Origin of the sequence: Aeromonas sp. FDAARGOS 1419 (genome assembly GCF_019047045.1) — a bacterium.
Classification (GTDB): domain Bacteria; phylum Pseudomonadota; class Gammaproteobacteria; order Enterobacterales; family Aeromonadaceae; genus Aeromonas; species Aeromonas veronii.
Window position 1 is genome coordinate 1,146,725 of record NZ_CP077209.1, and the last position, 14,100, is coordinate 1,160,824.

Below are 14,100 nucleotides of genomic sequence, written 5' to 3' on the forward strand. Positions count from 1 at the left end.
GGAGCGCGCATGGCAGGGAACAGTTTTGGTCAACTCTTTCGGGTCACCACCTTTGGCGAGAGCCACGGCCTGGCGCTGGGGGCCGTGGTCGACGGCTGCCCGCCGGGGCTGGAGATCAGTGAGGCGGATCTGCAGGGGGATCTGGATCGGCGCAAGCCGGGCACTTCTCGCTACACCACGCCGCGCCGCGAGCCGGATGAGGTTAAGATCCTCTCCGGGGTATTCGAGGGCAAGACCACCGGCACCTCCATCGGGCTGCTCATCGAGAATACCGATCAGCGCTCCAAGGATTACTCCGACATCAAAGATCTGTTCCGGCCGGGTCACGCTGACTACACCTACCACCAAAAGTATGGTCAGCGGGACTATCGCGGCGGTGGTCGCTCCTCGGCACGCGAGACCGCGATGCGGGTAGCGGCGGGGGCGATCGCCAAGAAGTACCTCAAACAGGTGCATGGCATCGAGATCACCGGTTTTCTCTCCCAGCTCGGCCCCATCAAGGCCGAGGCGTTCGATGTGGCGCAGATTGAGCAGAATCCCTTCTTCTTCCCCGATGCGGGCAAGCTGGAAGAGCTCGATCAATACATGCGTGACCTGAAAAAAGAGGGCAACAGTATCGGTGCCAAGGTGCAGGTCATTGCGCGCAATGTGCCGGTGGGCCTGGGTGAGCCGGTGTTTGATCGTCTCGACGCCGACATTGCCCATGCCATGATGGGCATCAATGCGGTGAAAGGGGTGGAGATAGGTGACGGCTTTGCGGTAGTGGAGCAAAAAGGCTCCGAGCATCGCGACGAGATGACCCCGTCAGGTTTTGCCAGCAACCATGCGGGCGGCATTCTGGGCGGGATCTCGTCAGGTCAGGATATCGTGGTGAGCATGGCGCTCAAACCGACTTCCAGCATCACTGTGCCGGGCAAGACCATCAATACCGAAGGTGAGGCTATCGAGATGATCACCAAGGGTCGTCACGACCCTTGCGTCGGCATCCGCGCCGTGCCCATCGCCGAAGCCATGCTGGCACTGGTATTGATGGATCACCTGCTGCGCCATCGCGCCCAGAATCAGGGGGTGTTGACCCATACCCCGCAGCTGCGCTGATCGCTGTTGCTGCTTATCGACTGAGCGTTCCCTGTTCGGGGAACAAGTTCGACAATACCAAAAAGGCGACCTTCGGGTCGCCTTTGCTATTTCAGGTGGCGGCTTATCCCGTCAATGCTTGCGGAGGGTGCGGGTCAGCAGATCCGCGGCGCCCGGATCGGCATTGAGGCGACACCTGGGGGGCGAGAACTTGTTGTGGGGTTTGGGCAAGGCATGAATGGCCTCGTTGACTTTGAGGATCTGTTCTTCGCTCACGCTGTTTTTGGCAAACATCAGGCTGACCGGCTGGTGGTGTAGCAACAGCTGGCAGCTGATAAACTCTTCGGCCCCCAGCTGGGCCAGCCGGTAGCGGGCATATTGCCACTCCATGATGATGCCATCGAGGCGGCGAGCCAGCAGCAGATCGATCATCCGCTCATCGGCGTTGTATTCGGTCGCCATTTTAAGCGCCGGGCAGCTATCCATCTGATGCATGGGACGGGTGCCGCGCAACTTGCCTATCTTGAGTCCTTTCTCGTGGCACAGCGCGGGCAGATTATCGAGCTGCGCCCAGCGATCCTGATGGCCGGGAATAGGGTCATTGCTCAGCAGCACATAGGCACTCTGGCGGTAGGGTGTCGAGAAGCGGGCATAGCTCTGGCGCTCCGGCAGAGGGAGGGCGGCCATCGCCACATCCAGCTGATCGTGTTCTACCAGATGCAGTGCCCGCGCCCAGGGAAGCTCGCGAAACTTGGGGGCAAAGCCCGCCTGGGTGAGGATCTGGCGGGTCAGGCTGACATCCAGCCCATCCAGCTCACCCCGGTTGTTGATTTGGCTGAAGGGGGGCCAGTGACTCCACGCCACGGTCAGGGTCTGACTGGCCTGCAGTGCAGGGCTTAGCAGCAGAAGCAGCAGGCCAATCCTTGCCTGCCAGCTGCCGCGGGGATGATATGACGTGGTCATAGCTAAACCTCGTTATTGTGTTCTTCTATCCCTTGCTTTTGCCCCGCGAGTCATGCCTGCGAGGGCTGATATTGTGTTACCAGTTAATAGTGTGGTGCGTGTTACATCAATCAACGGGATTATTCGGGGGGCAGGAGGGGGATTTTCTCTTCGTGCTGGGAGGAGCATCACATTTTTCTCGTTTATCCCGGGCAACTCCGTTAGACTGCGCCTCTATTCTTTCCCCTTTGCTCTGCTCCCCGGGGAAATCGTTGTTTTCTCAATAGGCCCAGATCTTGTGAGATGGCATCGGCTCAGCAGAGGAGCCCCACCACAAATCCCCGGCGCCCCTATCTCTAGCAGGTAATTATGAGTTTTACTTCCCTCGGTCTGGCCGAACCCTTGTTGCGTGCCGTTGCCGAACAAGGCTACGACACCCCGTCTCCCATTCAGCAGCAAGCGATCCCCGCCGTTCTGGCTGGCCGCGATCTGATGGCGGCGGCGCAAACAGGGACCGGCAAGACCGCAGGCTTTACCCTGCCGATGCTGCAACGTCTGATGGAGAGCAAGCGCAAGGTCTCTCCGAACCGCGTCCGTGCGCTGGTACTGACCCCGACGCGCGAGCTGGCCGCCCAGGTGGGCGAGAGCGTGCGCAACTACGGCAAGCATTTGCCCCTGCGCAGCCACGTGGTCTTCGGTGGCGTGAGCATCAACCCGCAGATGATGGCGACCCGCCGTGGTCTGGATGTGCTGGTGGCCTGTCCGGGCCGTCTGATCGATCTCTACAACCAGAATGCCGTCAAATTTGACGAGGTGGAGATCCTGGTACTGGATGAAGCAGATCGCATGCTCGACATGGGTTTTATCCGCGACATCCGCCGCATCCTGACCCTGCTGCCGAAAAAGCGCCAGAACCTGCTCTTCTCCGCCACCTTCGCCGATGAAATTCGCGAGCTGGCCACTGGTCTGCTGGACAACCCGGCTGTCATTGAAGTCGCCCCGCGCAACAGCACCGCCGAGCGTATCGAACAGCTGGTGCACCCGTGCGACAAGGCCAACAAGATTGCCCTGCTGAGCCACCTGATCTCCAGCAACAACTGGCAGCAGGTGCTGGTCTTTACCCGTACCAAGCACATCGCCAACCGCGTTGCCGAGAAGCTTGAAAAAGACGGCATCAGTGCCGCCGCCATTCATGGCAACAAGAGCCAGGGTGCCCGTACCCGCGCACTGGCCGGTTTCAAGGATGGCAGCGTGCGCGTGATGGTGGCGACCGACATCGCCGCCCGTGGCCTCGATATCGACAAGCTGCCGCAGGTAGTGAACTTCGAGCTGCCCAACGTGGCGGAAGATTACGTGCACCGTATCGGTCGTACCGGTCGTGCCGGTGCTGCCGGTCACGCCATCTCGCTGGTTGCGGCCGATGAAGGCAAGCTTATCAAGGCGATCGAGCGTCTGACCAAGCAAAACATCCCCTGCGAGCAGGTGGCCGGTTTTGAAGCCTCCCGCGAGACCCTCGACAACATCGCCCGTGGTATCGGCGCGCCGCTTCGCAAAGAGCCCCGCGATCCGAGCGAGCAGCGCCGTGCGCCGCGTCCGCAAGGGCAAGGCCAGCGTCAGGGTGCCGGTCGTTCGGCCTCCAATGGGAATGTGGGTGGTGCCCGTACCGGTAACGGTGGCAAGCCCAAGCCGCAAGGTGGTCAGCGTCCGGCTGATGGCGCTGGCAAACCGGCTCAGGCCCGTCGTCCACGTCGCTCTACCCACAACCAGTAAGCGGCTCGGGAGCTTGACTCCCCAGCTATGCGGTTGACTGAAAAGCCCTGCCAATCTGGCAGGGCTTTTTGTTTTTTCAGCCATACAATCGGCACTGTGTGGTGCTGCGAGAGCAACGCTAGATGGCGGAGAGGTACTGCTGTTGCATCGCCAGCCAGCGGCCGTTATTGATAAACGCCAGCTGTACCTTGAGCAGGGCTGCAATTTCCGCCCGGTGCTTTTTATCGAGATAGAGAAAGACCTGCTCTTTGGTGATCTTCTGCCAGGGGGACGCCAGTGCAGGTTGAGAGGCGGGGCGCATCTTGATGAGCCAGTCCACTTTGCCTCGATGCAGTTGGGCAAGCCCCTGCTTCTCATCGTTCAACCAGATGACCTGATAGTTGCCGAGGAAGCGTTCGCACCACTGGATGCCACGCAGGCAGCCAATCACGGTACCCTTGGCAGGGGGCCAGCTCGGGTTATCCCTTGGCTGACCATAAATCGCCGCCTCCGAGATGGGGGCACCGATCTGCAGCAAGTGGGGATAGGTCTGATCAAAGCCCTTGATCCGGGCCATATCGCCATCGACGGCATGGTCTGCCTCAATCAACTTTTCGCAGCGGGCATAGGTGCAGGGGATCAATTGAAAGTCGATGCCGGCCCGGCCAAACCAGTCATGAATAAAAGGGCGCAATATCGCAGTGTGTTCGACCGCTGCCGCCAGCTTTAGCGGGGTTGCGTGGGCAACGGGAGTCAGCCCGACAAGCAGTAACCAGCCAATCCACTTCATATCGTACTCCTGAATCGGGCTTGTTTAAGCAGCACTGTTGCGACTATCTGTGCAGTGAAGAATAGCCGATGGGGATGGCTGGCAGACCGCTTCGCCAGCTATTCGTGACGGCCGGGTCAGGGGAGCAGCGCCGTGATCAGGATATGGGCCGCGCTCACCAGGATCACCGTGAAGGTCAGCCCCATTCCCGCCACACGATAACGGAAGTTCTCCGGCGTTCGGCTCATGCCAAAGGCGTGGCAGAGGCGACCAAGCAGCAAGGCACTCCCCAGCAAATGAACCAGCCAGGGGGCATGGCTGCCGGTTTCAACGAAATAGACCAGCAGCAGGGCGAGGGGGACATACTCGGCAAAGTTGGCGTGTACCCGCATGGCCCGCAGCATGGCGGGATCATCCCCATGCCCCAGCGCCACCTTGCGGCTATGGCGGGTGCGAATGGTTCTAATGCTCAGCAACACAAACAGCAGGGCGAGCAGGGCCGCGTAAACAGGCAGTATGGTCATGGTATCTGGCTCCTTGTGTGATGATAACGAGTGGCTGGTGTTGAGAGACGCGATATTGCTTGGCATCTCAATGGTTTGCCTTGAGGGTAGCAGCAAACTGCGTTAGCACGACCGTCATCTATTCACTTGCCATCGGCCAAGCGCAGGCGCAAAACAAACAGCCCTGCCGAGGTGGCAGGGCTGTATTTTGACCGTGTTGATGGTGGGCTGCGCCCCGTCATTACCCCTCGTAAGGGAGGGAGGAGTGGTGTAGCACGATACGCACCTTGCCATCATCCCCCTTCTTGAAACCCCAGGTCTTGTCGACTGTAGTTTCCTTGTTGTCGCGATCTACCAGATGCACCTTGCCCATGGTCAGCGCCATGTCGCCGTTGATATAGACGGCTGCATTGTCATAGCGATAGCCCTGCCAGTTTTTCAGGGCAAAGCCGCTATCGGCCGGATAGGCGCTGTTGTTGCCGACAAAGTAGGCCAGCGCCCCCTCGCGGTTGGTGCGAAAGGTCTGCTCGCCACCGGCGAGGGTGGGTTTGAACAGCACTGGCCCCTGCTGGTAGCCATAGGCGCTGTCGAGCACCGACTCAGCAGTCGACTTGGCGCGCTCAATCCCACCGGCGCGATAGTCATCGCTGATCTTGATAAGCGCCGCGCCCCAACCATCCTGCGCGGCCTTGATCTCCGCCTCGGTAATATTGTTGTTGGTGATTTCGGCGGCGCTAAGTGCGCCGCTGGCGGCAAGCAGGACGAGGGCAAGGGTGCTCCTCTTGAGGTGCAACATCATTGTTTTCAAACTCCTGAACGCGATAAACGAGCGGGCAGTGTAACGAAGGGGCATGAACGGTTTTTGAACTGATTATTCAGGGTTGGGTAGTAAAAAGGTCGGTATATAGATGAAGGTTTGGGGGATGGTTAGATGGCGTGTGTTGTTTGTTCGACAGATGTGTGGCGAGAGAGTTACATGGATGAGTGCATCTAGAGGTGGATATAAGTTGTATCTGCATCAGCGAACTAAATATTATTCTTTCATTTCGTTAGTATCATAAAACTGATCTCCATCAAAAAACAGGTTTAAATCAGAGCTGTAGATAACTTTATGCTCACTAAATTGGTTTGCGTTTGATACCCTGTATGTACACACGACTCCTATCCAGAGTCATGAAAAACAAGTGAGTTGTATCGGATGGTTGTATCAATATTAATATAACTTAATATTGCTTACATGAAGCGATTCTATGTGGTTGCTTTTATCCTGATATTAATGGAGGTCAGTTTTTCATGGTGAGATAAGTAGGTGGGATTTTATTTAAATGGGATGGGTAAATATGTTTTTTTTGGCCATCTATTTTGGTCTGAATAAATAAGAGGCACTATGAAATTTGCAATTGTAGACCATGTTAAAAAAGAGGCATTTAAAGGTGGGTTAGGTATATGCATCTGTTGTGGAAGTGAAACAATTGCAAAATGTGGTCGTTTCAAAGTGCATCATTGGGCTCATAAATCAAAAGTAAACTGTGACCCTTGGTGGGAAAATGAGGGAGAATGGCATCGAAAATGGAAAAGTTATTTTCCAGTAGAGTCACAGGAAATAGTATTTAGCCAACCGATCACTAATGAGAAACATATCGCAGATGTGTTTACTAATGGTGTGGTTATTGAAATGCAGAGCTATTCGATAAAAGACGAGGAAGCTCGTTTAAGAGAGACGTTTTATAATAAAATGATTTGGATAGTAGATGGTTGCAAAAATGATTTCGATAGAATAAATTTTGGTTTAAGTGTTGGTGCAGCTCATACAGAAGATACTTCTCTACGTATGTTGAGATGGCATGGTCGCAGTAAGATATTTGCTAAGTGGTCTCAAGCAACGAAACCAGTTTATTTTGATTTTGGAACGGATTTAGTTTGGCTGCTATTACAATTTGATCCAGAGAGTAAAAAAGGTATGGTCAAAGCGATATCGAAGGAGCAGCTAGTAAATCAACTTGGTGGGAGATATTACTAGCGATTATTTTTAGGTATCTTAACCCTTTGAAGATTAACATGCACTTTTTAACGATCTCACCAACACAAAGCCCCGCCAATCAGATTGGCGGGGCTTTGTTGTTTGGGAATTACCTATCGGCGAGGGCTATAGAGCGGGCAGCAGCCCCATACTGACGCTGACCTGTACGCCGACAATCAGTAAGCCCATGGCACCGGCCACTCCCAGCGCTACTACGCCACCCGGGGCGCGGTAGTGGTGGGCGGGGGCCTGTTTGCGGCTCTGCCACACCAGCGCTACCGGCAGCAGTACCGCGAGGATGGCCAGCGCAATGGCGGCGTAGCCGAGGGCCATGATAAAGCCCTGCGGGAAGTAGAGGGCAAACAGCAGCGGCGGCACAAAGGTGATGAGGCCGGTCTGGCTGCGGCCCTGCCAGTTGTCCTTGCGGCGGGTCACCTTGGCCATAAAGTCGAACAGTCCCAGCGTCACCCCGAGGAAGGAGGTGGCGAGCGCCAGATCGGCAAACAGGTGCATCGCCTGATTAAACGCGGGCCAGCTCACCAGCTTGCCGACGCTGGCGAGCAGGCTGTCGAGCGCGCCGCCATTGGCCAGCAGGGAGGATTGGCCGAGCAGCCCCAGAATGGCCACCTGCCACAGCACGTAGAGGATCAGCGGCAGGGCGGAGCCCCAGACAAAGACCCGGCGCAATTGCTTGGGGCAATCGCCGAGGTAGAGCATCACGCTCGGGATTGAGCCGTGAAAGCCGAACGAGGTGAAGATCACCGGCAGGCCTGCCAGCAGCAGCCCTTCGCCGAGCGGCATGGCGAGCAGGTGTTCGCCTTGGGCGCGTGGCAGCAGCAACGCCAGCACGCCCACCATGATCACCAGCTTGACGGTGAACATCAGCCGGTTGAGGTAATCCACCGAGCGGGTGCCGACACAGACCATACCGCCAAACAGCAGGGTAAAGGCCCAGGCGGCCTGCTCCTGGCTCAGGGTGATGCCGGCATCGGCCAGCGCCTGTGCCAGCAGGCTGCTGCCACCGCTGATGTAGGCGGAGGCGAGGGCGTAGAACAGCATCAGGATGCAGAAGGAGGCGATGCGCTTGCCCCAGGGGCCGAGCAGGTGATCCGCCAGCTGGTGCAGGTACCACTTGCCGGTATTGAGGCTGGCCTCCACCTGCAGCATGGCGGTAAAGGCCATCAGGGCCCACAGGCCAATCATCAGCAGCAGGGTGGCGGGGCCGCCGAGGGACGAGGAGGCCAGCGGCAGGGCCAGCATACCGGCGCCTATGGTTGTGCCGGCAATCAACAGGGTACAACCCAGAGTTTTGGTATTCATGTTATCCATCCGAACGTAGCGGTGTCAGTGCAAACAGGCGATGTCAGCATTGACGTCAACAAAAGGGGGCCGATTGGCGTTATCAGAAGGTGCCTCCGGTGATAGGGCCGGAGGCTAGCAATATCGGAACGGGAACATCTGTACCTAAAACCTGTCAGTTGTAAAATATGGTTGCCACGTTAGCGGATCAAAATAGCGGAAACAACCCCTTTTATACGGATCTTGTGCTGGCTTGTGGCAATAAGTGGAAATAAATGATGACAGTGATGGCTGATTGCAGAAAAAAGCACCGAAAAAATGACTGGCAGGGGCTCATTGATACAGGTCAGCCAAGTGGTTGCTGCACGGATGGGGGAGTGCCTTGTCGTGGCGTTGGCGTTTAGTTGCGGGGTGAAAGGAGTGTTGAGGCCGGTTGTTTAGTCGGCCAGACGGGAGAGAAAGCAAAGCGGGCGGGTAGGGTTGTGGGGGAAAACAATAAGGTTGCCGATGCTGGCAGCCTTATTGTCATCTGTTCGCTTTACCCACCCATTGACAGCAAATCGGGTCTGCTGCGGTCAGGTTAGCGACGGCGCTTGAGGGTGCGGCTCACATAGTGCAGCCCGCTCTGGTAGTCGCCGTTCACCGCCTTGAGTGCCAGCTCCAGCGCCTGGTTGGCCAGCGCATCGTGCTGCTGGGGCAGGGAGTTGATGCCAAAGGGGAGGAAGTCGAGCAGCCGATCGTCGCCGAAGGTGGCCATGGCAAGCTGGCTCATATCGGTCTCTTGTTCCAGCAGATAGTCCAGTACCCCCTCCATCAGGATATAGGAGGTAGTGATTAGCGCCTCGGGCAGCTGGCCCAGCTGCTGGTGCAGATGTTTGATCAGGCGATACCCCTCGGTGCGCGAGAAGTGGGCCCCTTCACAGAGGTGGCAGGTCGCACTGTGGCTCGCGATGGCCTGCTCGAAGCCTGCTTTTCGCTCCTGACTGATCGTGAGTGCCGGCAGTGCGGTGATCAAGGCGATATGGCGAATGGCCGGGGTGAGCAGGGAGGCGGTGAGGTCATGGCTCGCCTTCTCATTTTCACTGGCGACGGTGACGAAGCGATCGGCCGCCATGCTCCGGTCGATGGCGAGGATCTGCACCCCATGCGCCTGCTGGTTGCCATAGAAGGGATCGTCCGGCGGCAGGCAGCTGGCCACCAGCAGGGCATCCACATGGCGGCTCACCAGCATCTGGGCCAGCTCTTTTTCGGTGGCAGGATCATCTTCCGAGCAGACGATGAGCAGCTGATAGCCCTGCGCCCGCGCCCCCTGTTCCAGCCGTTTGGCCAGCTTGGCGTAACTGGCGTTCTCAAGGTCGGGCAGGATAAAGCCGAGGGTTTTGGTCTGGCCGCCGCGCAGGGAGGCGGCGCGGCTGTCCGGTTGGTAGTTGTGGGCGGTGACGACGGCCATCACCTTGTCGCGGGTGGCCTGACTGATGCGGTATTGGTCGGCCTTGCCATTGATCACATAGCTTGCCGTGGTGCGCGAGACACCGGCGAGGGCGGCGATTTCATCCAGTTTCATCATATTGGCTCTGTTTGAGTTGCAAGACCCACGGTCACTGCCTGGTAAGGGCACCGAAAAGTGTGCGCGGGATCATATCATTGAAAACCGCTCTTTGTGGGTACTTGATCAATTCGCTGAAACGATTCAGTCTGAGTGTAAGTGAAACGATTCAGCTTGTCAGCAGCGCCGCTTCGCAGAGATGCAGAGCAGGGTGATAAAACCCGGTCAGGATCACATTTCGAGGTATCCCGACTATCGTCAGCTGGCAGGCAAACCGAATGTTCAATTGTGTTGACCCGGCGATGCCGGGACCTGATGGAGAGTGGCTATGTTGAAGTTGGTGCGAGAGCAGATCTTGCTGGGGCAGTCGGTGGCGACCAAGGCCGAGGCGATTGCCCTGTTGGCAGGCAAACTGACCGAGGCCGGTCTGGTGGAGGCGGGCTATGTCGATGGCATGCTAGCCCGTGAAGCGCAGCATGCCACCTACCTTGGCAGCGGCATCGCCATTCCCCACGGTACCACCGACACCCGTCATCTGGTGAAGCGCACCGGCGTCATGGTGGCCCAGTTCCCCAACGGCATCGAGTGGGACGAGGGGCAGATTGCCTATGCCGCCATCGGTATCGCCGCCAAGTCGGACGAGCATCTGGGCATCTTGCGCCAGCTCACCCATGTGCTGGGTGACGAACAGGCGGCAGCGCAATTGAAAGAGGCCACCGACGCCGACACCATCATCAATATCCTGACCGGCGCAACTGCCGCCAAAGAGGTGCAATACCTGACCCTGGCCGACTTTCCGGCCGATGATCGCGACCAGCTGTTGCTGGGCGCCGCTGCCCGCGCCAAATCCGCCGGTTGGGGCGATGCCGCCATGGTAAGCGCACTGCTGGCTAGCGACCCTGCCTATCTGGGCGAGGGCATCTGGCTGGCCCGGGCGCAAGCGGCCCAGACTGGCTGGGTGCTGGTCACCCCGAGTAGCGCCCTCACGGCAGGGGAGCTGCCGGTCAGCGCCATGCTGCTTCTGTGCGCCGCAGATAGCAGCCATCTGCCGCAACTGGAGAATCTGGCCAAACTGGCGGCTGCTGGTCAGCTGGCAACGCTGGCGGGCGGCGAGGGGCTGGCCATGCTGCAAGCGGGCCCCGCGAGCGGTCTTTCCGAAACCTTCACCATCATCAACCCCCACGGTCTGCACGCCCGCCCGGGCGCCATGCTGGTCAAGGTGGCCAAAGAGTTTGAATCAGACATCCGGGTTGCCAATCTGGATGGCAGCGGCGAGGCAGTCTCCGCCAAGAGCCTGATGAAGGTGATCGGCCTTGGGGTCAAGTGCGGTCACCGTCTGGTATTTCGCGCCGAAGGGGCGGATGCCGAAGCGGCTCTCAAGGGGATCGGTGAGGCCATCGCCGCTGGTCTGGGCGAAGGGGCGCATTGATGAAGATTGTCACTATTACCCTCAACCCCGCCCTTGATCTCACCACCCGTCTCGAGGCGATGAGCCTTGGCGAGGTCAATCTGGTGAGCGAGGCCAACCTGCGTGCCGCAGGCAAGGGGATCAACGTCGCCATGGTGCTCAAGGACTTGGGCCGTGAGGTGGGCGTCACCGGTTGGCTGGGCGCTGACAATGAACAGAGTTTTGTCTCCCTGTTTGCAGAGCGTGCGCTTGATGATCACTTTGTCCGTGTCATGGGCAGCACCCGCATCAACGTCAAGATTTCCGAGCAGTCTGGTCGGGTCACCGATCTCAACCTGCCGGGGCTCACCATCGAGCAAGGGGAGGTGAGCGCGCTGGAGCAGGCCATCGACCAATTGGCTGCGCATGCAGAGTGGTTCGTACTGGCGGGCAGCCTGCCCAAAGGGGTGGCCCCCGATTACTGCGCCCATCTGATCCGCCTGCTCAAGGCCAAGGGTAAGCAGGTGATCTTCGATTGCAGCGGCGCGGCCTTAAGCGAAGGGATCAAGGCGGCGCCGACTCTGGTCAAACCCAATCTGGAGGAGCTGAGCCAGTGGGCGGGCCGCCCCATCAAGACCCTGAGCGAGCAGGCCGAGTGTGCCCGCGCGCTTCAAGCAAGCGGGATCCCCAACGTGGTGATCTCCAACGGCGCCGATGGCCTTATCTGGTTTGCCCCGGATGCCGTCTGGCAGGCCATTCCACCGCGGATGCAGGTGGTCAGCACGGTTGGTGCTGGCGACTCCCTAGTGGCCGGTCTCGCCCATGGTCTGAGCCTTGGCTGGGCGCCGGAACAGACCCTGCGGCTGGCCACCGCCGTCTCGGCCTTGGCGGTCAGTCAGGTGGCGGTCGGCTTTGACGATATCGATGTGCTCAACCCCTTGCTTGAACAGGTGCGCGTACAGCCTCTGGATGAGCTGGCACCGGTTCAATGCAATACCCCCTCAATGGAAAACTCAGGAGATGCCCAATGAAAGCAATCTTGGTTACGGCTTGCCCGGCGGGCATTGCCACCAGCTTTCTCGCTGCAAAACGGATAGAACAGCAGGCCAAACTGGCTGGCTGGGAACTCACCCTCGACGTTGGCTCCAGTGTGCAACCGCGCCAGCTCCCCTCAAAAGAGCAGATTGCCGCCGCCGATCTGGTGCTGGTTGTTGCCAGTGCTCCGGTGGATCTCGCCGCCTATGATGGCAAGCGGGTCTATCAGGGCAGCATGGATCTTGCCCTGCAGGATCCGGCTGCCTTGCTGGAGGCCGCAACCAGCGGTGCCAGCGTCTATCGCCATCAAGCTGCACCCGCCGTTGCCAATGCTGCCGCCAAACCGGCCGCCGCTGGCAAGCGCATCGTGGCAGTGACTGCCTGCCCGACCGGCGTGGCCCACACCTTTATGTCGGCAGAAGCGCTGGAAGCCATGGCCAAACAGCTGGGTTATCAGATCCGCGTCGAGACCCAAGGCTCGGTCGGTGCCCAGAATGCCCTGACTGCCGAGGAGATTGCCGCTGCCGATCTGGTGTTCCTCGCCACCGATATCGAAGTGGACATGGCGCGCTTTGACGGTAAGCCGGTATATCGCACCAGCACCGGCGCGGCATTGAAGAAAACCCGCGCCGAGCTGGACAAGGCGTGGAACGAGGCGACACTCTATCGCCACAGCGGTGCCAGCCAGCCCAAGAAAGAGGAAAAAGCCGGCCCCTACAAGCACCTGCTGACCGGTGTCTCCTTTATGCTGCCCATGGTGGTGGCGGGCGGTCTTATTATCGCGCTCTCGTTCGTGTTCGGGATCGAGGCGTTCAAGGTGGAAGGCACCCTGGCCGCGGCTCTGATGAAGATCGGTGGCGGCTCCGCCTTCGCCCTGATGATCCCGGTGCTGGCCGGCTACATTGCCTACTCCATCGCTGACCGTCCGGGTCTCGCCCCCGGCATGATCGGCGGTATGCTAGCAAGCTCGCTGGGCGCCGGTTTCCTTGGCGGTATCGTGGCCGGTTTCCTGGCCGGTTACAGCGCCAAGTATCTGAGCGACAAGGTGCGCCTGCCGACTACCTTGGAAGCGCTCAAGCCGATCCTGATCATTCCGCTGTTTGCCAGCCTCTTTACCGGCCTGGTGATGATCTACGTGGTGGGTGGCCCGGTGGCCGGCATCATGAATGCCATGACCGAGTTCCTCAACAACATGGGCTCTGCCAACGCCGTGCTGCTGGGTGTCATCATCGGTGCCATGATGTGCTTTGACATGGGCGGCCCGGTCAACAAGGCGGCCTACGCCTTCGGTGTCGGCCTGCTGGCCTCCAAAACCTATGCCCCGATGGCTGCGGTGATGGCCGCAGGTATGGTGCCGGCACTGGGGATGGGGATCGCGACCTTCCTGGCTCGCACCAAGTTCATCAAGGCGGAGCAGGAAGCGGGAAAAGCCTCCTTCGTGCTGGGTCTGTGTTTTATCTCCGAGGGGGCCATTCCGTTTGCCGCCAAGGATCCGATGCGCGTTATCCCGGCCTGCATGGTCGGTGGCGCCCTGACCGGTGCGCTCTCCATGCTGTTCGGCTGTGAGCTGATGGCACCCCACGGCGGTCTGTTCGTGCTCTTTATCCCGCACGCCATCAGCAACGTCATGATGTATATCGTGGCGATTGCGGCAGGCTCGCTGCTGACCGGTGTCTCCTACGCCATGCTCAAACGCGGTGAAGAGCAGGCCAAGCTGGCAACAGCCTGATAGTCATTCCACTTTCAAAGCAAGCAGTTCAATGCCGCCCGGTT

12 protein-coding genes are annotated in these 14,100 nt (G+C 58.8%); 6 read left to right on the forward strand and 6 right to left on the reverse strand.

The genetic code is table 11. From position 1 onward, the window contains the following. Positions 1–9 precede the first annotated feature (9 nt). A complete protein-coding gene (aroC, locus tag I6L49_RS04940; protein ID WP_216950757.1) occupies positions 10–1,098 on the forward strand; it encodes a chorismate synthase in 1,089 nt (362 codons plus the stop codon). Positions 1,099–1,209: 111 nt separating this feature from the next. On the opposite strand, the gene I6L49_RS04945 is transcribed toward aroC, so the two are convergent. Then, positions 1,210–2,040 (reverse strand): ABC transporter substrate-binding protein, encoded by an 831-nt coding sequence (locus I6L49_RS04945; RefSeq protein ID WP_216950758.1) that lies wholly within the window; start codon positions 2,038–2,040, stop codon positions 1,210–1,212. 348 nt (positions 2,041–2,388) lie between these two features. On the opposite strand from I6L49_RS04945, the gene I6L49_RS04950 reads away from it, so the two are divergent. Further along, positions 2,389–3,789, forward strand: a complete 1,401-nt coding sequence (locus tag I6L49_RS04950) for a DEAD/DEAH box helicase (RefSeq protein WP_216950759.1) — start codon at positions 2,389–2,391, stop codon at positions 3,787–3,789. A 118-nt stretch (positions 3,790–3,907) separates the two neighbouring features. On the opposite strand, the gene I6L49_RS04955 is transcribed toward I6L49_RS04950, so the two are convergent. The 3 genes from I6L49_RS04955 to I6L49_RS04965 form a co-directional block, all read right to left on the reverse strand. Continuing rightward, positions 3,908–4,558, reverse strand: a complete 651-nt coding sequence (locus I6L49_RS04955; protein WP_216950760.1) for a hypothetical protein — start codon at positions 4,556–4,558, stop codon at positions 3,908–3,910. Between the two features lie 116 nt (positions 4,559–4,674). Further along, entirely contained in the window at positions 4,675–5,061 is a 387-nt protein-coding gene (locus tag I6L49_RS04960) for an MAPEG family protein (protein ID WP_043819987.1), read from the reverse strand. A 220-nt stretch (positions 5,062–5,281) separates the two neighbouring features. Further along, entirely contained in the window at positions 5,282–5,839 is a 558-nt protein-coding gene (locus I6L49_RS04965; RefSeq protein ID WP_216950761.1) for a hypothetical protein, read from the reverse strand. Between the two features lie 588 nt (positions 5,840–6,427). Here I6L49_RS04965 and I6L49_RS04970 point away from each other — a divergent pair. Next, positions 6,428–7,060, forward strand: a complete 633-nt coding sequence (locus I6L49_RS04970) for a competence protein CoiA (protein ID WP_201956927.1) — start codon at positions 6,428–6,430, stop codon at positions 7,058–7,060. Positions 7,061–7,186: 126 nt separating this feature from the next. Here the strand turns inward: I6L49_RS04970 and I6L49_RS04975 are convergent, their stop codons facing one another. Beyond that, the gene (locus tag I6L49_RS04975; RefSeq protein ID WP_216950762.1) at positions 7,187–8,380 is read right to left on the reverse strand and encodes an aromatic amino acid transport family protein; all 1,194 of its coding nucleotides are present in this window, start codon (positions 8,378–8,380) and stop codon (positions 7,187–7,189) included. Between the two features lie 559 nt (positions 8,381–8,939). Continuing rightward, the gene (gene cra / locus I6L49_RS04980; RefSeq protein ID WP_216950763.1) at positions 8,940–9,926 is read right to left on the reverse strand and encodes a catabolite repressor/activator; all 987 of its coding nucleotides are present in this window, start codon (positions 9,924–9,926) and stop codon (positions 8,940–8,942) included. Positions 9,927–10,233: 307 nt separating this feature from the next. Here cra and fruB point away from each other — a divergent pair, with 307 nt between their 5' ends. The 3 genes from fruB to fruA are packed head-to-tail and all read left to right on the forward strand — an operon-like array spanning position 10,234 to position 14,056. Beyond that, positions 10,234–11,334 (forward strand): fused PTS fructose transporter subunit IIA/HPr protein, encoded by a 1,101-nt coding sequence (gene fruB, locus I6L49_RS04985; RefSeq protein WP_216950764.1) that lies wholly within the window; start codon positions 10,234–10,236, stop codon positions 11,332–11,334. Further along, entirely contained in the window at positions 11,334–12,323 is a 990-nt protein-coding gene (gene pfkB, locus I6L49_RS04990) for a 1-phosphofructokinase (RefSeq protein ID WP_216950765.1), read from the forward strand. Before fruB ends, pfkB begins: the two co-directional genes overlap by 1 nt. Further along, positions 12,320–14,056, forward strand: a complete 1,737-nt coding sequence (gene fruA, locus I6L49_RS04995) for a PTS fructose transporter subunit IIBC (RefSeq protein WP_216950766.1) — start codon at positions 12,320–12,322, stop codon at positions 14,054–14,056. Before pfkB ends, fruA begins: the two co-directional genes overlap by 4 nt. The last annotated feature ends 44 nt before the right edge of the window (positions 14,057–14,100 follow it).